At 26.2% G+C, this 22,241-nt stretch carries 22 protein-coding genes and 1 pseudogene; 15 read left to right on the top strand and 8 right to left on the bottom strand.

Annotation, left to right across the window (positions count from 1 at the left end; translation table 11 throughout):
- Positions 1-64: 64 nt before the first annotated feature.
- A complete protein-coding gene (locus CRV01_RS06780) occupies positions 65-2,974 on the bottom strand; it encodes a DUF748 domain-containing protein (RefSeq protein WP_129007419.1) in 2,910 nt (969 codons plus the stop codon).
- Positions 2,975-3,049: 75 nt separating this feature from the next.
- Between CRV01_RS06780 and dapE the strand changes: the two genes are divergently transcribed.
- From dapE to CRV01_RS06810, 6 genes are all read left to right on the top strand, one after another.
- Positions 3,050-4,150: a succinyl-diaminopimelate desuccinylase gene (dapE, locus tag CRV01_RS06785; protein WP_129007420.1), complete on the top strand. Its 1,101-nt coding sequence runs from the start codon at positions 3,050-3,052 to the stop codon at positions 4,148-4,150.
- Between the two features lie 33 nt (positions 4,151-4,183).
- Positions 4,184-5,902, top strand: a complete 1,719-nt coding sequence (locus tag CRV01_RS06790) for an endonuclease NucS domain-containing protein (RefSeq protein WP_164970025.1) — start codon at positions 4,184-4,186, stop codon at positions 5,900-5,902.
- Between the two features lie 97 nt (positions 5,903-5,999).
- Positions 6,000-6,236, top strand: a complete 237-nt coding sequence (locus tag CRV01_RS06795; protein ID WP_129007422.1) for a helix-hairpin-helix domain-containing protein — start codon at positions 6,000-6,002, stop codon at positions 6,234-6,236.
- A gap of 30 nt (positions 6,237-6,266) precedes the next feature.
- On the top strand, positions 6,267-6,623 hold the full coding sequence (locus CRV01_RS06800) for an MmcQ/YjbR family DNA-binding protein (RefSeq protein ID WP_129007423.1): 357 nt from the start codon (positions 6,267-6,269) through the stop codon (positions 6,621-6,623).
- A gap of 128 nt (positions 6,624-6,751) precedes the next feature.
- Positions 6,752-8,257 carry an ATP-binding cassette domain-containing protein gene (locus tag CRV01_RS06805; RefSeq protein ID WP_129007424.1) on the top strand — a complete coding sequence of 502 codons (1,506 nt, stop codon included), beginning with the start codon at positions 6,752-6,754 and terminating at the stop codon, positions 8,255-8,257.
- Positions 8,238-8,696, top strand: coding sequence for a GNAT family N-acetyltransferase (locus CRV01_RS06810; protein ID WP_129007425.1), 459 nt, complete (start codon positions 8,238-8,240; stop codon positions 8,694-8,696). The genes CRV01_RS06805 and CRV01_RS06810 overlap by 20 nt, the downstream gene beginning before the upstream one ends.
- 27 nt (positions 8,697-8,723) lie before the next feature.
- Here the strand turns inward: CRV01_RS06810 and CRV01_RS06815 are convergent, their stop codons facing one another.
- Positions 8,724-9,260 carry a carboxymuconolactone decarboxylase family protein gene (locus tag CRV01_RS06815; protein WP_129007426.1) on the bottom strand — a complete coding sequence of 179 codons (537 nt, stop codon included), beginning with the start codon at positions 9,258-9,260 and terminating at the stop codon, positions 8,724-8,726.
- Positions 9,261-9,349: 89 nt separating this feature from the next.
- On the opposite strand from CRV01_RS06815, the gene CRV01_RS06820 reads away from it, so the two are divergent.
- Both CRV01_RS06820 and CRV01_RS06825 read left to right on the top strand, forming a co-directional pair.
- Positions 9,350-9,922 carry a TetR/AcrR family transcriptional regulator gene (locus CRV01_RS06820; protein WP_129007427.1) on the top strand — a complete coding sequence of 191 codons (573 nt, stop codon included), beginning with the start codon at positions 9,350-9,352 and terminating at the stop codon, positions 9,920-9,922.
- 9 nt (positions 9,923-9,931) lie between these two features.
- A complete protein-coding gene (locus tag CRV01_RS06825; protein WP_129007428.1) occupies positions 9,932-10,411 on the top strand; it encodes an ATP-binding protein in 480 nt (159 codons plus the stop codon).
- Between the two features lie 41 nt (positions 10,412-10,452).
- Here the strand turns inward: CRV01_RS06825 and CRV01_RS13925 are convergent.
- The 3 genes and pseudogenes from CRV01_RS13925 to CRV01_RS06845 all read right to left on the bottom strand — a co-directional run.
- Positions 10,453-11,703: pseudogene (locus tag CRV01_RS13925) on the bottom strand (methyl-accepting chemotaxis protein); the annotation flags it as partial.
- Between the two features lie 1,051 nt (positions 11,704-12,754).
- Complete coding sequence (locus CRV01_RS06835) at positions 12,755-13,456, bottom strand: HAMP domain-containing histidine kinase (protein ID WP_129007430.1); 702 nt, start codon at positions 13,454-13,456, stop codon at positions 12,755-12,757.
- A 697-nt stretch (positions 13,457-14,153) separates the two neighbouring features.
- Positions 14,154-14,666 (bottom strand): hypothetical protein, encoded by a 513-nt coding sequence (locus tag CRV01_RS06845; RefSeq protein WP_129007431.1) that lies wholly within the window; start codon positions 14,664-14,666, stop codon positions 14,154-14,156.
- 182 nt (positions 14,667-14,848) lie between these two features.
- Here CRV01_RS06845 and CRV01_RS06850 point away from each other — a divergent pair, with 182 nt between their 5' ends.
- The 6 genes from CRV01_RS06850 (at position 14,849) to CRV01_RS06875 (ending at position 18,814) form a co-directional block, all read left to right on the top strand.
- Positions 14,849-15,619: an ATP-binding protein gene (locus CRV01_RS06850; RefSeq protein ID WP_129007432.1), complete on the top strand. Its 771-nt coding sequence runs from the start codon at positions 14,849-14,851 to the stop codon at positions 15,617-15,619.
- A gap of 84 nt (positions 15,620-15,703) precedes the next feature.
- The gene (locus CRV01_RS06855) at positions 15,704-16,150 is read left to right on the top strand and encodes a GyrI-like domain-containing protein (RefSeq protein WP_129007433.1); all 447 of its coding nucleotides are present in this window, start codon (positions 15,704-15,706) and stop codon (positions 16,148-16,150) included.
- 10 nt (positions 16,151-16,160) lie between these two features.
- Positions 16,161-16,877, top strand: coding sequence for an SIMPL domain-containing protein (locus tag CRV01_RS06860; RefSeq protein WP_129007434.1), 717 nt, complete (start codon positions 16,161-16,163; stop codon positions 16,875-16,877).
- A gap of 12 nt (positions 16,878-16,889) precedes the next feature.
- Positions 16,890-17,582, top strand: a complete 693-nt coding sequence (locus tag CRV01_RS06865) for an aspartate/glutamate racemase family protein (protein WP_129007435.1) — start codon at positions 16,890-16,892, stop codon at positions 17,580-17,582.
- Between the two features lie 11 nt (positions 17,583-17,593).
- Entirely contained in the window at positions 17,594-18,397 is an 804-nt protein-coding gene (locus tag CRV01_RS06870; protein ID WP_258238339.1) for an aldo/keto reductase, read from the top strand.
- 66 nt (positions 18,398-18,463) lie between these two features.
- Complete coding sequence (locus CRV01_RS06875) at positions 18,464-18,814, top strand: zinc ribbon domain-containing protein YjdM (protein WP_129007437.1); 351 nt, start codon at positions 18,464-18,466, stop codon at positions 18,812-18,814.
- Positions 18,815-18,840: 26 nt separating this feature from the next.
- On the opposite strand, the gene CRV01_RS06880 is transcribed toward CRV01_RS06875, so the two are convergent.
- The 3 genes from CRV01_RS06880 to CRV01_RS06890 all read right to left on the bottom strand — a co-directional run bounded on the left by CRV01_RS06880 (position 18,841) and on the right by CRV01_RS06890 (position 21,234).
- Complete coding sequence (locus CRV01_RS06880) at positions 18,841-19,182, bottom strand: YnfA family protein (RefSeq protein WP_129007438.1); 342 nt, start codon at positions 19,180-19,182, stop codon at positions 18,841-18,843.
- An 88-nt stretch (positions 19,183-19,270) separates the two neighbouring features.
- Positions 19,271-20,632 carry an SLC13 family permease gene (locus CRV01_RS06885; protein ID WP_258238340.1) on the bottom strand — a complete coding sequence of 454 codons (1,362 nt, stop codon included), beginning with the start codon at positions 20,630-20,632 and terminating at the stop codon, positions 19,271-19,273.
- Positions 20,629-21,234, bottom strand: coding sequence for a Crp/Fnr family transcriptional regulator (locus CRV01_RS06890; protein ID WP_129007439.1), 606 nt, complete (start codon positions 21,232-21,234; stop codon positions 20,629-20,631). The genes CRV01_RS06885 and CRV01_RS06890 overlap by 4 nt, the downstream gene beginning before the upstream one ends.
- Before the next feature lie 110 nt (positions 21,235-21,344).
- Here CRV01_RS06890 and CRV01_RS06895 point away from each other — a divergent pair, with 110 nt between their 5' ends.
- Positions 21,345-22,229, top strand: coding sequence for a DMT family transporter (locus CRV01_RS06895; protein WP_129007440.1), 885 nt, complete (start codon positions 21,345-21,347; stop codon positions 22,227-22,229).
- Positions 22,230-22,241 lie beyond the last annotated feature (12 nt).

The raw sequence follows: 22,241 nt of genomic DNA on the forward strand, positions 1-22,241 counted from the left end.
AGAAATATTACTATTATAATAATTATAAGTAAATAAAATAATTTGTTTATAAGTAAAACTTATCTTATCTTTTTACTGATACATTTAATTTAAATTTTGCCCATTTATCTTTTTTATCAATTTGTACATTTATTTTATCATCAAGTACAATTGCATTTTTATCTGTCTTTTTCTCATTAATTAGGTAGTCTAAAATATTTTGTGTTCTAGTTTTAGCTAAGTTTTCTAACTCTTTTGTAGTAACTTCTTGTAAGGCGGCAAGACTTTCTCTTAGTCTTTTAACATAAGCTTTTTCATCAAAATATTTTGTTCCTTTTTTGTCTGTTTTTTCAAACATTTCTTTTATCGTATCTAAGTCTTTATCTTTAAAGGTTTCTTCAAATAGGTTTTCTAAAGCCTTTTTGTATTCATCTCCTTTTACTATTTTTTTCATTCTTTTTTCTAAAAACTCTTCAAATTTTTTATTTTGTAAGACTTTTTTATCGTAAACTTGGTGATATGAAGGAGTTATATTAATTGCAAGTCTTCTTTTCTTTTCAAGAATTTTTGCAATATTATCTAATGCCTCTTTTTCAGATTCTATAATAGCAGTATTTCCATACTCAAAATCGATACTTTTTATCTTGTCTGCTTCAATTCCAAGTACAGATGCTAAAAGAGTAAATGGCGAAGAAATAGCTTTTGCAATTAAGTTTCTAAACACTTTCCATACAATTGGAGCAATAGCAAATTGAGGGTTATCTAAATCTCCACTAATAGGAATTTCTAAATCAATAATTCCATCACTATTTTCTAAAAGAGCTACAGCTAAATCAAGAGGTAAGTTTGCAGCATCTTCACTTTGTACTTTATCTCCTAATCTTATATCACTAATGATAATAGAGTTATTTGCATTTAGGTTAGATTTTCTAATATTATATTTCAAATTTAGGTCTAGCTTTCCACTATCAATCTCTCTTCCTAAAAATTTTCCAGAATATGGAGTGAAGTTTTTAATAGCTATATTTTTAAATAAAACTGTTGTATCAGTTAGTAGTTTTATATCAGTTATATCTACAGTTCCCATAATTTTTGTATAACCATACTTGTTAACTTTACCTTCCATTTTAAGTTTTGTGGGTTTTGAAGAACTAGAGTTAAGTCTTGAAAAATCTCCATTTAGTTTTGATATATTTGCTTTAAATGGTATTGGTAAGTTTTTATCTTGGAATGCCATTTGAGCATTTTTGATTTTTAAAGGACCAATATCAAATGAGAAATTGTTTTTTTCTTTTTTTGTTTCTGTTTTTTTCTCTACTACTTTTTTTACTTCTTCTTTAGTTTTAGCTTTAGCTTTTTTATCTAGTGTTATAGCTATAAAAGGTTTATTTATCGAAGATGAAACAATTTTTAATTCGTTATTATTGTATGTGATTTCATTTATTAATAATTCAATATCTTTTGCTTTGATATCAGTTTTCGCTTTATTATCTTTAAAACTAAAATTTGGTTCATTTACTCTTATATTATTTACAGTTACTTTGTTATCTATTTTTTTAATTTTATTTACATCAATAAGAATTTCATTAATAGAAATCTTTTTATCTGTTTTTGCATCATTTATTAAAATAGTTGGTTTATTTACAGTTATTTTTGATATCTCTACATCTTGATTTTTATTTTCTATTTCATTTAGATTTATATCAAAATCCTTTGTTGTTATATAAGTTTTTGATTTTTTGTCAGATACTTTTATTTCTTGTGATTTTAGATTAAGATAATCAATTGTAATATCTTTGTTATTAACTTTTAGGTTCTTTCCTTTAAGATTTATATCTTTAATTATTGTTGAAAATAATGTTTTCTTGTCATCAAAAGAGATTTTTGTATTATCAATATTTGTATTTGTTAAGTTTATCTTCCATGGTTTAGAAGTTTCATTTTGTGTTTTTGTTTCTTCTTTTTTTGTATCTTTTTCTTCTTCAATATTTACTAACTTTGTAAGATTTATAGTCTCTTCTTCATCTTTGATAATCTTAGTATTTAATTGGTCTAAAGTAAAAGTTTTAATATCTACACTATTTTTTGGATAGTTAAGGTTTAAATCATCTATTTTTAGAGCTTTTAAATATACAGTTGAGTGTTTGTTTTGCATGATGTTTAAATTTGTAAGGGCAAGATTTAGATTGTTGACTTTTACTTCCAACTCTTTTTTTGTATCTACGTTATATCCGAAGTCTAAGTTAATATTAGTTTCATCTGTTAGCTTGAAGTTAAATAACTCTTCTTTATATGGTAAAAACTCATTTGGTCTTAAATTTGAAAGTTTTACATTCCCATACATATGGAAAGGATAAACTCTAAGCCCACCATTTATATCTAGTTTTGTATGTTTATTTACTAAAATATCTAAACTATGAGATGCCAAAATATTTCTAAAGGTACCTATATCATAAAATGTATAGTTAAACTCGTTGATATTAGTTTCAAAAGGTTTTTTACCCTTTTGTAGTTTTGTAAATTTAATTTTTGCTTTTTGAATAGTTGTTTTATAGATCTGAAACTTGATTGGCTCTGTTGCTTTATCTGTTTTAGACTCTTTTTTCGAATCACTTTTTTCACTTGTTTTAATTAACTTTTCTAGATTAAAACTTTTATTTTCATTTTCAATTATATGAATATAAGGATTAATCAATTGTAAATCTTGAAATGCTAAATGTTTTTCAGTAATAGTTCTAAAAAGATTGAAGTCAATAGTCAATGAATCAACTGAAAATGTTGTCTCTTTTTTATCTTGAACTTTTAAATTTTCTAGTGTAACCGTAAATAAAAATGGATTAAAAGATACTTTTTCTAAGCTAGCTTTTTGTGTAATGTTTGCATTTATATTATCAATAATAATAGGTTTTACTATTTTAGGAACAGCAACAAAACCTAAGATTGAATAGATGATTAATATAGATGATAATATTAAAGCTAATTTATTGTTCTTCATGGCATAGCCTTTTTATGTATTCAATATTATTATAACTAAATATTAGCTACAATCCGTTTACAATAAAGGAAAACAATGACAGTTATAGAATTATTTCAAAAATTATTAAGGTTTAAATCTGTTACTCCTGATGATGATGGAGCATTTGATTTTATAGAGGAGTATTTAGGCGAGGAATGGACTTGCATAAATATCGATAGAGAAGATACTAAAAACAGATTTTATTATAAAAAGTTTAATGACAATCCTCAGCACCTATGTTTTGCAGGACATATTGATGTTGTACCTCCAGGTGAGGGTTGGGATGGTGATCCCTTTGCTGCTGATATTATAGATGGAGTAATTACTGCAAGAGGTGCCCAAGATATGAAAAGTGGTGATGCTGCCTTTTTATATGCTTGTAAACATGCAAAAAACTTTGATGGAACACTTTCAATTTTAATGACAAGTGATGAAGAGGGTGAAGGAACTTACGGAACTATCAAAGCCTTAGAACACTTAAAAGAAATTGACTTCATACCACAATATGCAGTTGTAGCAGAACCAACTTGTGAAGAAGTTTTTGGTGATGCAATTAAAGTAGGGCGAAGAGGAAGTATCAATGGATATATCACTATCAAAGGAAAGCAAGGGCATGCTGCATATCCTGAAAAATGTATAAATCCTGTGCATAACTTTGCAGAGATTTTACCAAAATTAGCTGGACATAATCTTGATGATGGAGATGAATATTTTGCTCCTAGTAAAATGGTTATCACTGATATAAGAGGTGGTATGCAAGTTACAAACGTAACTCCAAATGAGTTAAAACTTATGTTCAATGTAAGAAACTCAACAAATACTACAAGAGAATCAGTAGAAGAGTTTATTCATAAAAATCTTGAAGGTTTAGAGTATGACTTTAGGACAACTCAAGGCTCTTTTCCATTTGTTACAAACAAAGAATCAAAAGTAGTAAAAGCTATGGAAACTTCAATCCAAAAGGTACTTGGAGTAACTACAAAACACTCAACACACGGTGGAACTTCTGATGCCAGATATTTTGGAGCCTTTGGAATAGAAGCTATAGAGTTTGGAGTTATAAATGATACTATTCACTCTGTAGGTGAGAGAACAACAGTTAAAGAGGTTGAAGGTTTAGCTGATGTTTATGTGGACTTGATTAAAAACTTTTAGATTGCAAATGAATTTAAATCGATAAGGCAAAACTTGAAACTAAATGCAGAAAATATAATTAGAGATAAACTTATAGAGAATTTAAAAATTTTAGATTCTGATTTAGTATTATTAAAAAAAGAAGAATTTTTGCCAAATAATCTTGGAACTAGAGGTTTTATTGATATACTGGCAAAAGATTCAAAAAATCGTTATGTAATTATAGAACTAAAAAGAAGTAAAGCTTCATCAAGAGAAGCACTACATGAAATCTTAAAATATATTGAGGGAATAAAAGAAAATAAAAGTCTAAGAAATGATGAAATACAAGTTATGATTGTATCAACAGAGTGGGAAGAATTATTAGTTCCTTTCTCATCATTTATAAATAAAACATCAATATCAATTAGTGGGTATCTTTTAGAAATAGATACTCAATTAAATCCTATATCAGCTAAAATTGTTGAGCCTTTGGAATTAAATAATGATAGATTGCTTAGTGACATTCATTCGATTCATTTATATGAAAATTTAGGAAATTTGAATAAGGGTGTGATATCACATAAAAAAGTTTTAGAACAAAAAAATATAGATGATTATTTATTAGTTATATTAAAAGCATCTCCTGAATACAATGAACTAGTAAAAGAATCAGTTTTATTTAGTTTAAATGAAGTATATAAAAATTTTGATGGAAATAAATCTGATACTAAAATATTTGATATTATTGATAAGATTCCTTCTTATCACTATATTATTTATAGGGCAGTACAAGTATTAAGTGAAGCACACTACTATGATATTATAAAAAAGGATTCAGAACAATATGAAGAATTAAATTACATAAAAGAAGATTATGAAGGAGATGACTTATTTAAATTATTACATGAGTATGCTCTTGATAACGTTGAACCTTCACCTTATTGTGATAGCATGGAAATAGGATATCCTGCAAAATTTTCAAAAAAGTTGTTAGAAGATGAAAAGTGGGAAATTCAAGAAATAATAAGGAACGGAAAATTTTTAAATAATAAACTATTAACTGACGATATACTGATAGAAGAAATATCAGGTAGTATGGGTACAAATAAACAAAAGTATTATAAAGAATTTTCTACAAAAAGTTTATCCTCTTTTGATGAAATAACCAAAGGTGTAAAAAAATGTTTACAAGATAATGTAATTTGGAAGCAAGGTATTTTATATGCATTACAAGCCATAAAAGAAAAAAATATAATTGAAACTGCAAAAGGACATATACAAATCTATAATCCTTCAAATACAATATTATCTATATATCAGTTTTTGAAAGCTAATTCTCCTATTGAATCTTTTTTATGGATTCCAAATTATTTATTATCATTAGAAAATGATAATTATGCCTATGCATATATTGGAGGGTTAGAACCTAATAATATTAAAACTACATTTGCGAATATACTCAATGAATATTATGAAGGTAATAGTTTTGGATTATTACACTGTATGACATGGGGTGGTTATGAACATAGAGATATCCAAATTAGTAGTTCTTTAGGATTAGAATATGCAAATTATTATGTAGAGATTGATAAGAAGAAAAAAAAGAAAACTATGTTTAAATTTAATGGATTCCAATATGTTCAAATTGAAGATGTAGATATTTTTAAATTATTTATAAATTTTATTAATAATAATGATAGCTTAGTTACAGAAATTTGTAATTTTTATGATAAACATTATATTGCTCCCGGAATACTAATGTCTATTAATGAAAATAATATAAGTTTATAGTAACATGAATTTTTATAAAGAGTTAAAATTAGATTTTACAATAGAAAAAAACTTTATGATATATTCTAAGCATATGTAATCCATACAAAGGTAAAAAATGCCATTTTCAAAAGAAGAAAAACAAAAGCTTTTAGAAGTAAAGTTTGAGGGTGAAACCGTTATAAGAAGATTTGAGCAAATAGGTATTGATTCTTTGGAGGCTTTATCTAAAAGTAGTGTGGATGAGATTACGGCTATTGTTTCAGATATTTTGGGAAGCAGTTGTTGGAAAAATTCTCCCCAAGTTAAAAAAGCGGTTCAAAATGCCATTGATTATGTTAAATCTGTCCAATAAATTTAAAAATTAAAAAAGAGTTAATACATAATGAACCTAGAACAAATAGAATCTATATTTATGGCTAAACAAGGTGCAACAAAAGATTTTCCTTTTGGTGATGATACTATGGTCTTTAGAGTTATGGATAAGATGTTTGGTCTTATTAGTTTAAAAACAACTCCATTAAATATAAATTTAAAATGTGATCCAAATGATGCAATAGCCTATAGAGATATTTATGAGTGTGTAAATCCAGGTTATCATATGAATAAAAAGCATTGGAATACTATAACTTTAGATGGGACTATGAAAGAAGAGACAATAAAAGACATGGTCAATGAATCATATGATTTAGTAGTATCGAAACTAACAAAAAAACAAAGAGAAGAGTTACTTTTTAAATAACTATAAAATGAAAAGAGATATACTATCGCATAAATAAAAAAGGAAAAAACAATGAATACTTTACTCTAATTCAAGGGTAAAATCTGACTTATCCTTGATACTAAATATAGATAGTTCAAGGAATTTATATGCAATATCTACAAATAAATAATCTTACTTTTAAATATACAAGCAGTGAAATATTTTCAAATCTTAATTTGAGTTTTGAAAAGGGTTGGAGCTGTTTAGTTGGTTCAAATGGTTCAGGTAAAACCACACTTTTTAAACTTATTGCCAAAAGATTAAACCCTCAAGAGGGAAATATCGTTGGCAATGAATTGGTCTATTATTGTGAACAAGAACTTCATGAAAAACCAAATGGTTTTGAAGAGTTTCTTTATACATACAATACAAAAACATTTAAGCTAAAAGAGTTGCTTCACATAGAAGAGGAGTGGTTTTATAGGTGGGAAACTCTAAGTTTCGGCGAGCGAAAACGCATACAAATAGCCATTGCTCTTTTTTTAGAGCCTGATGTTTTATTGCTTGATGAACCAAGTAATCATCTGGATATAAAAACAAAAGAGATATTGATAAAGAGTTTGAAAAACTTTAAAGGCATTGGTATTTTAATAAGCCATGACAGAGAACTTTTGAACTCTTTGTGCCATAACACAGTTATTATAAAAAATAAAAAAATCTATAACTATAAAACCACTTTCCAAAAGGCAATAGAAGAGTTAGATTTATATTTTAACTTTTTGCAAAAAGAGAATGAAAATATAAACAATAAAGTGAAAAAATTACAAAAAAATATTCAAGTACAAAAAGAGAAAGTATCCCAATCAAAAAGCAGATTGTCCAAAAAAAATATAGATACAAAAGATAAAAGTCTAAAAGAGAAAATAAACTTAGCAAAACTTACAGGAAAAGATAAGTCTGATTCAAAACTTGTGACAAGTTTTTCTAAAAAAGCCCAAGAATTGTCCTCTAAAAAAAATGAAATAGAAAAAAGTTTTGACAAAGGTATTTCAATAAAAGATGAAAAGAGTAAAAAAGAGAACTTCTCTTTTCTTTTGCAAAAAGGTCAATTACATTTAGGTGAAAAAAAGATTTTAAAATATGAAAATCTATCTTTGAATAAAGGTGATAAAATAGTCATAATAGGTGATAATGGCGTAGGGAAAAGCAGTTTTTTAAAGCTACTTATTTCAAAAATAACACCCCTTAAAAGCTATTTATATCTTCCCCAAGAGATAGATTTAAAACAAAAAGAAAATCTTTTTGAAGCAATAAAGAGTTTGAACAATGAAAAAAAAGGTGAACTTTTTACTCTTATTCAAAGGTTATCTTCAAATCCTAAAAATCTTTTAAACAATGAAAATACAAGTTCTGGAGAGCTTAGAAAACTTTTTATTGCAAAGGCTTTATTGGATAATATACAACTTATAATATTAGATGAACCAACCAATCATATGGATATAGATTCTATACAGTCTTTAGAACAAGCTTTAAAAGAGTATCAAAACACTCTAATAGTAGTAAGTCATGATAAAACTTTTATAAAAAATATAAATACGAGAAAGTACTCCATCACAAAAGGTATAGATGATTTTTATGAGTTAAAGGAGTTAAATGCAAATAATACAATATGATAAGAAATATAAAAAAAAGATCCCCGAACTTTTTACCAACACCATTCATAAAACATGCAATAAAGAGTATACAAAAGAGCAATTAAACGCTTGGGCAAATTTGCATATTGATTATAAGTCTTGGGAAGAAAGATTAAATAAAACAAAACCATATTTGGCAATACTTGATGAAAAACTTGTAGGTTTTGCAGAGTTTTATGAGAATTATATTGATTGTTTTTATGTACATCATGAGTATCAAGGTTGTGGTATAGGAAAGATGCTTTTAAATCATATTTTTAAAATAGCAAAAGAGAAAGAACAAACTTCATTAAGAGTAGATGCAAGTATCACTGCAAAACCATTTTTTGAGAAGTCTGGTTTTATAGAAGTAAAAAAGAATAAAGTCATAAGAAATAATATAGAGTTAATAAATTTTAGTATGCAAAAAGTATTATAATTAAAAGGCAATGAGTATTTATACTCATTATCCTTCATAATCTTCTATTTTAAAACTATTAAAAAGTATGTCTGTTGCATACATTCTTGAACCATGATTTAAAGCATCTAATATATCTTTATCACTCCAACTTTGTGCTTTTAGTTCATTTATTATGTTTTCATCTACTTTGTGTGGATTTTTAACTGAATCAATTACAAATTTTAAAAGAGTATTTTCCTCTTTTGTTAATTTGTGACTAGCAATATCATTTTTTAGTTTTTCCACATCTTCTATGCTCCATTTTGCTTTGTTTATAAGAAGTGCAGAATTAAAATCAATACAAAAGTTACATTTTTCTTGATTTGATACACAAACTCTGATACTAGCAAGTAATGGCATTGATAAAGTTTGATGATTTGCATAATATTTAATAAATTCAAGTTGTTGTTTTAGTAACTGGGGACTTGAACTAAAAAGTTTAGCATTATTTCCTACTTCACCTCTTAGTTTTATTATCTCTTCATATATCTCTTGTAATTCACCAGTTGCTTCTTCTTTTTCATAGGTTTTAATTAGTGGCATAAGTTCTCCTTTTATAGTTGACCTGTAGGTCAAGTAGAATAATACTTAAACTTGACCAGTTTGTCAAGTCCAAAATGTTATAATAAAAAATGGAAAAAAATACAAGAATCAATTTAATAAATTCAGCATTTAAAGAGATATATGAAAAGGGGTATCAAGGTGCTTCTATGACAACTATTTTAAAGAGTGCAAAAGTACACAAAGGATCAATGTATCATTTTTTTGCAAATAAGAAAGAGTTGGCTTTAGTATCTATAGAAGAAAAGATTTATGAAAGGTTTGATGAAAGATATACTTCAATTTTACAAAATGAATCAAACTATTTAGAAACTTTTATTGAAAGTTTAAAAGATATTACCCAAAGAGATTTTAATAAAGGTTGTCCTATCGCAAATGTAATACAAGAGATGTCAAATCTTGATAGTGATTTTAAAGTTTTGATGGAAAAAATTTATTTGTCTTTTAGAAAAAATATAAAAGATATTTTGGATAAAGCTATTGAAAAAAAAGAGATGAAACAATGTGATACTACAAAACTTGCACTTTATATAGCTTCAACTTTAGAAGGTGCAATACTTTCTGCAAAAGCAACAGGAAATATACAAGACTATGTAGATGTAGTAGAAATACTTTCTATTTATATTTTATCTTTTCGTTTATAAAGGAGTTATATGCAAAATAAATTACATTTTATGTGTGGAAAAATGGCAGCAGGTAAATCTACACTATCAACAAAAATATCAAATGAAAATAATGCAATTTTTTTAAGTGAAGATGAACTTTTAAAAAAGTTATATCCTGATGAAATAAAAAACATTGAAGATTATATAAAGTATTCAAAAAGATTAAAAGATACGATGTATGAATTTATTGTTGAACTTTTAAAAAAAGGCAATGAAGTTGTTTTAGACTTCCCTGCAAATACTGTTGCTCAAAGGCAGTGGTTTAAAGATATATTTGAAACAGCAAATGTTGAACATATTATGTATTATGTAAAAAGAAGTGATGATGTGTGTAAAGAGCAACTAAAAAAAAGAAATGAAAACTTACCAAAAGATGCTCCTTTGATAGATGAAGCAACTTTTGATGCAATTACAAAATATTTTCAAGAACCAAAAGAAGATGAGGGTTTTAATATAAAGTATGAATAATTTTGTGATAGGGTGTAGCCTATCACAATTTAAGAATTTATTTAAAAACTTTCCCAATCATCATTATCTTTTTTATCTTTGATAATTTCTTTTTGTATTGTTGGTTTTGATTTTTCTTCAGTCTCTATTTTCTTTTGATTTTTTTTAGCTTCAACATTATCTTTTCCTCTAAACTCTTTATTATCTGCATCACTTACTACAAATTTAGCTATTTGATCTGTTAAGCTTGCAATATCTTGTGTTTCAGATGCAATCATTGCATTTTCTTGTGTTTGCTGATCTAATTGGTTTACTGCAACATTTATTTGTTCTATTCCAGAAAGCTGCTCTTTAGAAGCACTCTCAACATCAGAAATTAGATTTGTTGTTTCTTGAATATCTTCATTTAATACTTTATATCCTTTAATCATCTCATCTGCAATATTTTTTCCATCATTAGCTTTATTTGTTGCATTTTCTACTAATGATTTTATTTCACTTGCAGCTTCAGCACTTCTTGATGCTAAGTTTCTAACTTCTCCTGCAACAACAGCAAAACCTTTTCCTGCTTCACCTGCCGTTGCTGCTTCTACTGCTGCATTTAAGCTTAGAATATTTGTTTGGAAAGCTATTTGGTCTATTACAGTTATAGCCTCATTAATTGCAGTAACTTGCATATTAATATCTTCCATTGCAAGAGTTGTGTCATTTGCTAATTTTTCACCTTTACTTGCTGATTCAGTTACACCATCTGAAAGTCGAGACATTTTTGCTATATTTTCTGTATTACTTCTAATATTACTCGTAATTTCTTCTAAAGCTGCTGCTGTTTCTTCAAGTGAACTTGCTGCTTCATTAGAACTTTCATTTAATTTATCTACATTATTTAGTAAGCTATTTGAACTTTTTTCTAGTGTTAAGCCATTTGATTTGTTTTCCACTAACATTTCAGTTATTGAATCACCTAAACTATTTACTCCAGAGGCAAGTTTTAAAAGATGTTCTTTTAATCCTTTTGTAGATATTTTGTTTAAATAGTTATATGAAGAATATTCCTCAACAATATCTAATACATTATTAATATTGTTTTCTAAAGTATCTGCCATTTTATTTAGTACATCTTTTAGTTGCATTAATGCTGGATTTGATACATTTATATCTAATCTTTGTATTAAGTCACCTTGTTCAAACTCCCCTAATACTGTTATCGTTTCATCTATTAATCTTCTATCTTCTTCTATTCCTTTTTTTGTTTTCTCTATATTAATATTAATTATTTTTGTCATATTTCCAAATTCATCTGTGGAGTCAATTTTTATTAACTCCACTTCTGTTATTTCTCTGTTTAAGTATTTAAAGAAGTCTATTAGTCCTATTTGGAAAGTATTTAATAAGTTAGATATGTTTCTAGGTAATGCTATTGCTAGGAAAATTGCTAAAGTTAATATTATAATAGATATCGTTGTAATTAATGATTTCATATTTGAGTTTAATTGTTTAACTGCTGGTCCAATTAAATCTTGTTCTTCTTTTATTGATAATTTTACTTCTTCACTTAAATTTGCAATGACAGGACCAAGAACATTAAGTTTTTTTTCAAGTATTTCACTTCTTTTAAGAGTATCTTTATATATTAATGTAAGTGCATCTGTATATTTTTTTATTAAATCAATTGCTTCATTAAGTTGAGTTATTCTTTTTGCACTTTGTATAGTATTTCTTAATTCAGTTAAATGTTTAGATAAAGATTTAAACTCACCTTCTACTTTATTGTAGTTATTTTTAGATTCACTTTCTAAAAACTTCATTGTATAAAGTCGTGCTAATAGTAGACTTCTAATTGCACTACCAGTGAGATATGAAGCTTCATGGTCTTTTTCATTTTTTGTAGCTTCAAAAACAGAAGACAAAATAGTTTCAATTTTTTTGCCATTTACATTTAATATTGTATTTAATATTTTATCTTTATTTTTTGTATATTTTACTATTTCATAAAAGCTACTTTTATATGTAGTTAAATCATTTTCTATTTTTAACATATTTGTAGCTCGAGTTGGATGTTGAATATCTTTTTTTGCTATATCAAGAAATTTTTGAGTTTTTTTGTAAGAGTCTTCGAAGCTATTTATATTTTCTTGCGTAGGTGTACTTAAGTATTTAACAACACTAATTCTTGCCATTAGCATATTTGCTTGAATACGTGATGCAAGAGCAGTATTTTTTGCCATTTTTCTATATGAGTTAAATCCTTCACCTGCTTTATTGGTTGAATATATACTATAAGCTGCTAAGCAGATAATTAGACCAACTATTAAAACGAATGAAGATATTAATTTTGTTTTGATTGTCATATTTTTGAACATATTATCCCTTTTTTAATTCTTTAATATTATTTAAGTGAATACAAAACTCTATTCCATAAACACTTTTTCCTTTAAATTTAAACTTTTTATTTGCTATTTTCATTTCTCCTTTATAATATTCTTCAATAATTTTTTTTGATATTTCAAGACTAATATCAAAAGGAATTTCATCAATAGTTATATTCGTGCTTTTAATTGAAATTATGGTTTTATTTTTATTTCTTTGTGTATTTATTATTAAAAATTTAGATTCAGTTTTATTTTTTAAAATATTAGTTAATGAGCTCAAAATATATAGAAATATTTGCGATAATTCATTCTCATAACCATAAATATAATTTGTAGTAGAATAATTAGTTTCAATAGTGATATCATGCTTTTTATAAGTAGAAGTATGTGAAGATATTATATTTTGTAAAGTATTATTAATATTAAACTGCTTAATTTCTTTTCCATTACATAAAAAAGTCTCAAAAGAGTTAATAGTATTTATTATTGATTTAATATTTTCATTTACTGAAACTAAAGTCTCATTATACATATCATCTGTAGCTAAACCAACTTCACTATTAACTAAAGTTCCCGATGACATAGTATATATTTTATTTAATTTACTTTTCCAGTCATTTATTACATGTGTAATTTCATCAGCTAATTGTAAAATTCTATAATTTTTTTCAGTAAATAAATCATTTTTATTCATAGATATCTTTTTAATTATTATTTTATAATTGATAATGATTATAGCTTACAACTAAACTTAATATCTATATCCTATAGGATAAATTATTTAAATTGTTATAAGTTATTATTTGCAGTATTAAAAAAATAGAAATGTATAAGATATGTAAAAATAATTTTAACATAGAAAATTTTTATAATGCAAATTAATTTGCATATTATATTTTTTTAATAGATGATTTATCCTATAGGATAAACATAAAAAAATCCTCTAAGTATATAATAGTAATATTGGTTTAGATATATCTGTAATTTAATTCTCTGCAGTTTAACAAAGTTTTATAGGATAAATAGAATAATGAATATTTTTACTAATTCAACCCAATCTGAGGTTGATATCTTTCATCGAAAAATATCACGAAACATTAAGAGGAGAAGATTAGAAAGAAATTTAAAACAGTTAGATGTTGCATTGGAAATAGGCATTAACTCAGTTGCTTTTTATTCAAATTGCGAAAATTGCAAATATGGAAAACATTTTAATTTAGGACATATTTATAAAATAGCAAAGATATTTAATATTGAACCCTATGAATTGTTAAAATAAAATAATATTAAGTTTACTAAAAATATTACAATTTGTATTTTAAAAGATTAAAGTAAATTGCTAAAATAAATATTATAACATTGTTGAGTTATAATATTTTATTACTTTTAAATCATTGTCCCATTGCAGACTTAGTTGCAAAGATTACAATTCCTATTGCAAATAATAAGACTATTAACAAAGAAATAATTTTATAGAAGGTGAGGTTGATTTTTACATTTTCATTATTTTCAGCTTCTATGTCATTGAATTTTATACATAAAGATATTAATACAAGAGCTATTATAGTACTGATAAATTCTATTGAAAATAGTGTTGTTGACATTGCTACTGGACTTGTTGGAAAAATCTCAAATAAATCAAGCATATATACAAAAATATAAAGAAGTGCAAAAATAGCACTTAATACAATTGAATGGTTTTTTTTCTTTGCAATTAAAAAAGCAACAACAAAACTTAAAAGTCCTAATGCAGTAAGAAATATATTAAATAAAGATAGAGTAGTTTCACTATAGTGAGAAAAGTCTCTTGTTTCTATTGGACCACCTGGAACTAAGATTGTTAATAAAATAGATAATGTAACAAGTAAAAATGCAATAACATAATGAATGTTTTTTGAGAGCATAAATATCCTTTATATATAATAGTAACAATGATTTTACATAAAGAGATATTTTATTAAGGTTAAAGATTAGTCTTAAACTATGCAATAAGAATTTATAACTAATATAAAAAAGTAATTTTTGTTATAAAATATTTAGTATAATGAAATATTTTAGAAGAAAGATTAATTAAAAGGTAAAGCTTATGGTAGATTGGGGACAAAATTATGCAGCTATTTATAGAGCTAAAAATGAATATTTAAAACCTGTTAAGTATCTTGACGAAGTGTTTTTTAGTGACTTATTAGGAATTGATCATCAAAAAAATGAGATTATGAAAAATACTCAAAGATTTATTGATGGTTTACCTTCAAACAATGTTTTACTTTGGGGTGCAAGGGGTACTGGAAAATCTTCACTAATAAAAGCAGTATTAAACGAATATAAATCTCAAAAATTAAGACTAATAGAGATTGATAGAGAAGATTTAGATGATTTGATAGAAATAATCGACAAGATAAGAGATTTACCATATAAGTTTATTATTTTTTGTGATGATTTATCTTTTGAAGAAGGAGAGCGAGGTTATAAAGGTTTAAAAAGAATCTTAGAAGGTTCTATTGAGGCAACACCTAAAAATGTAAAAATATATGCTACTTCAAATAGAAGACATCTAATCACTGAATATCATAGTGATAATGTAGGTACAAAAGTTGGTACTAATGGAGAGATTCACTATAGAGATAGTGTAGAAGAAAAAATATCCTTAAGTGATAGATTTGGTTTATGGTTGTCTTTTTATCATGGAACTCAACAAGAGTATTTAAAATTAGTTGATTTTTATTTTAAAGATTACAAAGGTGATAAAAAAGAACTATATAAACATGCACTTATGTTTGCCCAAAGTAGAGCAAGTAAAAGTGCAAGAACTGTAAAACAGTTTTTTAATAGTTTCTCAACCTTTGATTTATTATAAATAAAATTAAAATTTTAAATTTATTTATCTAATTGTTTTTATCTTCTTTTGATAATATAATATAAATAAAATAGAAAGAGACAAATGAAAGTAAAATATTTAGAAAAATTTTATGTAGCAGGTATTACAACAAGAACAAACAATGAAACTGAATTAAATGATGAAAATCCAAAGATACCAGCTTTATGGCAAAGATATGTAGATGAGAATATAGAAGGTAAAACTTTTAATAAAGCAAAATCTATGGCAATGTATGGAGTTTATAATAAATATGAAAGTGATGTAAACTCAGATTATGATTATACTATTGCAGTAGAAGTTACAAAACCTAAAAATGCTATTACTATAGAAAAAGATAGATATTTAGTATTTACAAAAGAGGGTGAATTTCCAGAAGTAGTAATTGAAGCTTGGAAAGATGTATGGGATTATTTTGCTTCAGAGACTTGCGAATATGAAAGAGCATATAATTTTGACTTTGAAAAGTATACAAAAGAGAATGAAATAGAAATATATATATCTATAAAATAAGGAAAATATAATGCAAGAAAACAGTAAGATCAATTTTTTTATCTTAGGAATATTTATATTTTTAGGTTTGAGTACTTTAGGATACTTTTTTCAAAATGCAGTTATTTCTTATAAGCAATATGATAGAAGTGTAAAAGTAAAAGGTTTGTCTGAGAAAGAGTATAAGGCAGATATTGTTATTTGGCCTATTTCATATACTGAAGTTAATAACAACCTTGAACAAATGTATAGTTCAATAGATAAAAACAATGAAAAGATTTATAATTTTTTAACTTCAAATGGTATAGAAAAAAGTGAAATAAGTTTTTCAGCACCAATAATAACTGACAAAGTTGCACAACAATATGGGAATGAAAAGATAAACTATAGATACAATGCATTTCAAACAATTACTGTCTATTCAAAAAATATTGATCTTGTAAGAGATGTAAAAAAATCTATATCAAAACTTGGAAAACAAGGCATAGTATTTTCAGGTAATAATTATACAAATCAAACAGAATATATCTTTACAAAACTAAATGAAATTAAACCTAAGATGATAGAAGAAGCTACAAAAAAAGCTAGAGAAGTGGCTCAAAAGTTTGCAATAGATTCAAAAAGCAAACTAGGAAAAATAAAAAGAGCTTCACAAGGTCAATTTTCAATCTCTCAAAGGGATAAAAATAATCCTCAAATCAAAAAAATTAGAGTTGTTTCAACTGTTGAGTATTATTTAACAGATTGATAAAGGAATAAAATGAAAACTATAGGACTACTTGGTGGAATGAGCTGGGAAAGCACAGCTTTATATTATAAACAAATCAATGAAGAAGTTAAAAAACAACTTGGTGGATTGCATAGTGCTAAAGTAGTCATCTATAGTGTAGATTTTGATGAGATAGAAAAGCTTCAACATGAGGGCAAGTGGGACGAAACAGCAAAGATATTAAGTGAAGCAGCTAAAAATCTTCAAAATGCAAGTGCGGATTTTTTAGTTATATGTACAAACACTATGCATAAAGTAGCTCCTGCTATCCAAGAAAATATTGATATTCCTATTTTACATATTGCAAGTGCTACAGGTAAAAAACTTCAAAAAGAAGGTATTAAAAAAGTAGGACTTTTAGGAACTGCTTTTACTATGGAACAAGATTTTTATAAAAATACAATTTATGATAACTTTGATATTGAAGTTATAGTTCCTAATAAAGAGGATATAAAAATAGTACATAGTATTATATATGAAGAACTGTGCTTAGGAATTATAAAAGAGTCATCAAAAAAAGAGTATTTACGTATAATAGACTCACTTGAAAATAAAGGGGCGCAAGGTGTTATTTTAGGTTGTACGGAAATAGGGATGTTAGTATCTCAAGAAGATACTAACATAAAACTGTTTGATACAACATATATACATGCACTTGAGGCTGTAAATAAAGCCCTTAGTTAAAAGGATTGATTATGCCAAATATGATTTATGGAACAGCATGGAAAAAAGAGAATACAACTTCTTTAGTAGAAGAGGCACTTTTATGTGGTTTCAAAGCTATAGATACTGCTTGTCAACCAAAACACTACAGAGAAGATTTAGTTGGGATAGGACTTGAAAATGCCATAAAAAAAGGTATTGAAAGAAAAAATATCTTTATTCAAACAAAGTTTACTCCAATAGCAGGACAAGACAGAACAAATATGCCATATGAAGCTAGTGATGATATTTTAACACAACTAGAAAAATCTTTTTATAAGTCAAAACAAAATCTAAAAGTAGATTTTATAGACTCTTATCTTATACATTCACCTTTTGCCCCATTGGAAGATTTAATAAAAGTATATAAGACTATGGAAGAGTTTGTTATTTCTGGTGAAGTAGGGCAAATAGGCATTTCAAATTGTTATGATTTAAACTTACTTGCATATATTTATGATGTAGCAAAAGTAAAACCAAAGGTGATACAAAATAGATTTTATGCTGAAACTTCTTATGATAAAGAAATACGTGAATTTGCAAGACAAACAGGTATGATGTATCAAGGTTTTTGGTCACTAACTGCAAACCCACAGTTATTAAAACTTGATGAGATACAAACTCTAGCAAGAAACTATAAAAGAACAGTTCCCCAAATATTTTATAAGTTTTTAAATCATATTGGAATAACTCCTCTTAATGGAACAACTTCTAAAACTCATATGCAACAAGACTTAGATATAAAGAGCTTTTCACTAGAAGAGGATGAGGTAAACTCAATACTTCGATATATATAATTAACCCATATGTAACCAAACTTATGATAACATGCGCTTATAATTATATTAAGTTAAAGGAAAGAAATGGAGCAATTACCAAATTGTCCTAAGTGTAATGGAGAATATACTTATGAAGACGGAAGTTTATTAATCTGTCCTGAGTGTGCACATGAATGGTCAAAAGATGCTGTAGAAACTGAAGATGAAGATGTATTAGTAGTAAAAGATGCTAATGGTACAGTTTTACAAGATGGAGATGATGTAACAGTTATCAAAGATCTTAAAGTAAAAGGAAGCTCTTCAGGTATTAAAGTTGGTACAAAAGTAAAAGGTATCAGACTTGTAGAAGGAAATGATGGTCATAATATCGACTGTAAGATTTCTGGAGTTGGAGCAATTAAATTAAAACAAGAGTTTGTTAAAAAATCTAACTAATAAAATGAGAGTTTAATTACTCTCATTTATATACTACTTATAGCTTTTTGATTTCCAAAAAGAATAATACAAATCCCTACAAATACAACAAGAGAACCTAAAATATCCCATTTATTAAAAGCTTGTTTTTCTACTAAAAATAGCCAAGCTAAAGAAGAGATAATATAAATACCTCCATATATAGCATAAGCTCGTCCCGCAAACTCTAAATTTACTCTAGTAAGTAAGTAGGCAAAAAGAACTAAAGAGATAACACCTGTAAAAAGCCAAAAAGATGATTTTTGAAGTTTAAAAACCATCCAAAAACTATAGCATCCTAATATTTCAAAAAATGCTGCTAAAAAATATATTGCAAACTCTAAACCCAAAGTAACTCCAAAAGATTTTATTATTAGTATTGAATATCATTACTAAATTGAACTTTAGTTAAAAACCTTTTAAAAGCTACTAAAACTATTATCCTATATATCTCATCCAATAAAACTCTAAAGGATATAAAAATGTTATAGTGATAATAGCTAATAGAAGTATTACTTTTATCATATACTTTTGTTTCATACCAGATAAAGCAAGTCCTACTGCTAAAGGTGGAGCTTGAAATGGAAAATAAATATTAGAAAAAGCAGCAACTTGCATCATAAAAATTTCGTTTAATGAAAAGCTACTTATATTACTTAGGTGTTCTGCTATTGGTGTATAAATAGCTGGAATAGTTGGTTGAGTGATAATAGTTCCACTTAAAGACATCAAAGTAGTGATTTTTATATAATCAATTAATTCATACTCTGATGGTGTGTATAGATTTATAATACCAAGTAGTCCCTCTTTTATGAACTCATTATTTGCAACAATACTTCCAAGACTAATAATAGCAGCTACAAAAATCAAAGAAGAGAAGTTGATACTATTTATATCTTTACTTTTTATGATATTTATACTTGGGTATGCTAAAAACAGAACTCCAATCATAGCAATTACACTAGGTGAGATTTTATGGATAAAATCAGTTAACCAAAATAGAAGCATGATAGATAAAGTTATCATAACTATTTTTTCATTTTTACTAAAAGAACTAGTGTCTTTTTCTAGTTTGTTATGTTTTATTTCATCTTTAAAAAATAGGTATATTAAAGCAACAATTATAATATTTTTTAGTAAACCTAGAACAAAGAAGTTTGATAATAAATAGTGAGAAAATAAAAGCTCAAAATCATATATCTCTTTTGTAAGTCCACTTAAAATCATATTTGGTACATTTGCAGGTAAAACAGTAAATGCAGGAATAGAAGTACAAAGTATAAAAGTAAGTAGTATTCCAATATAACCTTTGTCATTTTCTTCAAAACCAAAAGCTTTTGCTATTGTTATAGCTAAAGGTACTAATAAAACAACTCTAACTACACTAGAAGGCATTAAAAAGCTAAAAGCTATGCAGAATATAGAAATAACAGATAAAAGCTTTAAATAGCTAATATTGTTGATTATAGAAAAGAAGTTGGAAAATCTATTACTTAGGTTTACATTTTTTATAGCAGTTGCAATTAACATACCAGAAAAAACTAACCAAAAAGCAGAAGAAGAGAACCCAGAAAAGATTATCTCTTTAGGACTTAGTGCAAATACTAAACAAGTAAATAAAAATATAAGTGATGAAAAATATAAAGGTATTAGGTTTGTTGCCCAATAAACTATAGTAGAAAGAATCAAAGTAATTAGTATTAAGTCTTTTGTTTGCCCAATAAAACTATTTAAAATAAAATATAAAAATAAGGGAATGCAAATAAAAGCAATATTTTTCATAATAGAGTGTTTTGTCATTTTTTACTCTTTAGTGATTTTCTTATTCTACTAAGGTGAGTAGGTGAGATACCTAAGTATGAAGCAATATGGTGTTGAGATAGTCTTGATAAGATGTGCTCAAACTCTTTTAAAAATCTTTCATATCTAACTTGAGCATCTTCTAAAACCAGTGCATAAGTGTTATGATCTTTTTGTAGTATCCAATGTTTTTCTAAATATAAAATATGATACATCTTCAAGTCTTCATACTTTGATAAAAGCTCTCTATATTTTGTATGGTTTATATCTACAACAATAGAGTCTTCAATAGCTTGAACTGATGAGGTATTTTCAGTATTTGAAAGTAGTGCAACCATAGGACCATAAAATCTAGTTTCCCAAAAGAAGTTTTTTGTGTACTCTTCCCCGTGTTCATTTGTAGAGAAGGTTCTAAATAATCCTTTATAAACAAAAGAGATAGCATCAACTTTATCAAATAGTTCAAAAGCATAGTCATTTTTTTTGATCTCTTTTATAGTGCATATATTTTTAAAGTCATTCCATGTAGTCTCAGAAATCTTAGTATAAGAGTCCATAGTGTTTTTTAATGAGTCAAAAATTTCATTTATATTTATATTCATAATATCTCATATATTTTTTGTAAAGAATAGTATATATTTATTAAAAAATCAACATATGTAAATGACAAAAAGAGATTATTTTTATAATCTTCCATAAAAAAAGGAAGAATATGTCAAAAGAGTTAAACTCTCATCTTATTATTTTATTTGCTACATTTTTAGTAGCAGGTTCATTTATCGTTTCTCAAAAAATATCTGGAATAATTGATCCAATTTCTATTACACTTCTTAGGTTTGTTATAGCATCTGTTATTTTAGCTCCAATAGTTTTATTAAAAAAAGAGTTTAGAAAAAAAATAACTACAACATTTAAAAGAGCTATGATTATTAGTTTTTTTTACTCTTTATATTTTATTGGCTTATTTAAGTCTTTAGAATATACTACCGCACTAAATACAGGAACACTATTTACACTTGTACCTTTACTTACAGCTATAGTCTCTATTTTTGTATTTAAACAAAAAATTCCCTCAAAGCAGTATTTAGTTTATTTTTTAGGAATACTAGGAACTTGTATTGTGATATTTAAAGGTAGCTTGCAAATGTTTTTATCTTTAGCTTTAAATCAAGGTGATATTTTATTTATTGCTTCAGTTTTATGTATGGCTTTATATTCTGTCTGTGCAAAGTATTTTCATAAAGAAGATGATAAGTTAGTAGTATTAGTATTTTTAACACTTGTGGGTGGAAGTATTTGGATGAGTATTGCCTTAATAGCTTTTAATATTCCTTTAGAGTGGAACAAGATAAATAGTCCACAGTTTTTAGCAATGGCTTATTTAAGTATAGCTGCTACTTTAGTAACTTCATATCTTTATCAAAAAGGAACAATCGTTTTAGGACCTAAGAAAGTAATGTCCTATGTTTATCTAAACCCAGCAGCTATTGCAATACTTTTATTGGTATTTGAGTTTAAGTTTATAAATGTTTGGATGATACTTGGAATTATGATTTCATCTTTTGCTACTTTTGTTTTGTTACGTAGTAGAATCTAAAAGTATAGAGGA

Origin of the sequence: Arcobacter sp. CECT 8983 (assembly GCF_004118855.1) — a bacterium.
Taxonomy (GTDB): domain Bacteria; phylum Campylobacterota; class Campylobacteria; order Campylobacterales; family Arcobacteraceae; genus Halarcobacter.

Coding starts and splice junctions, on each gene's coding strand:
- CRV01_RS06860 (WP_129007434.1), top strand. CDS start 16,161: ATGCAAGAAAACAGTAAGATCAATTTTTTTATCTTAGGAATATTTATA.
- CRV01_RS06850 (WP_129007432.1), top strand. CDS start 14,849: ATGGTAGATTGGGGACAAAATTATGCAGCTATTTATAGAGCTAAAAAT.
- CRV01_RS06865 (WP_129007435.1), top strand. CDS start 16,890: ATGAAAACTATAGGACTACTTGGTGGAATGAGCTGGGAAAGCACAGCT.
- CRV01_RS06890 (WP_129007439.1), bottom strand. CDS start 21,234: ATGAATATAAATATAAATGAAATTTTTGACTCATTAAAAAACACTATG.
- CRV01_RS06835 (WP_129007430.1), bottom strand. CDS start 13,456: ATGAATAAAAATGATTTATTTACTGAAAAAAATTATAGAATTTTACAA.
- CRV01_RS06795 (WP_129007422.1), top strand. CDS start 6,000: ATGCCATTTTCAAAAGAAGAAAAACAAAAGCTTTTAGAAGTAAAGTTT.
- dapE (WP_129007420.1), top strand. CDS start 3,050: ATGACAGTTATAGAATTATTTCAAAAATTATTAAGGTTTAAATCTGTT.
- CRV01_RS06815 (WP_129007426.1), bottom strand. CDS start 9,260: ATGCCACTAATTAAAACCTATGAAAAAGAAGAAGCAACTGGTGAATTA.
- CRV01_RS06800 (WP_129007423.1), top strand. CDS start 6,267: ATGAACCTAGAACAAATAGAATCTATATTTATGGCTAAACAAGGTGCA.
- CRV01_RS06895 (WP_129007440.1), top strand. CDS start 21,345: ATGTCAAAAGAGTTAAACTCTCATCTTATTATTTTATTTGCTACATTT.
- CRV01_RS06780 (WP_129007419.1), bottom strand. CDS start 2,974: ATGAAGAACAATAAATTAGCTTTAATATTATCATCTATATTAATCATC.
- CRV01_RS06875 (WP_129007437.1), top strand. CDS start 18,464: ATGGAGCAATTACCAAATTGTCCTAAGTGTAATGGAGAATATACTTAT.
- CRV01_RS06825 (WP_129007428.1), top strand. CDS start 9,932: ATGCAAAATAAATTACATTTTATGTGTGGAAAAATGGCAGCAGGTAAA.
- CRV01_RS06855 (WP_129007433.1), top strand. CDS start 15,704: ATGAAAGTAAAATATTTAGAAAAATTTTATGTAGCAGGTATTACAACA.
- CRV01_RS06870 (WP_258238339.1), top strand. CDS start 17,594: ATGCCAAATATGATTTATGGAACAGCATGGAAAAAAGAGAATACAACT.
- CRV01_RS06820 (WP_129007427.1), top strand. CDS start 9,350: ATGGAAAAAAATACAAGAATCAATTTAATAAATTCAGCATTTAAAGAG.
- CRV01_RS06845 (WP_129007431.1), bottom strand. CDS start 14,666: ATGCTCTCAAAAAACATTCATTATGTTATTGCATTTTTACTTGTTACA.
- CRV01_RS06885 (WP_258238340.1), bottom strand. CDS start 20,632: ATGACAAAACACTCTATTATGAAAAATATTGCTTTTATTTGCATTCCC.
- CRV01_RS06810 (WP_129007425.1), top strand. CDS start 8,238: ATGCAAATAATACAATATGATAAGAAATATAAAAAAAAGATCCCCGAA.
- CRV01_RS06805 (WP_129007424.1), top strand. CDS start 6,752: ATGCAATATCTACAAATAAATAATCTTACTTTTAAATATACAAGCAGT.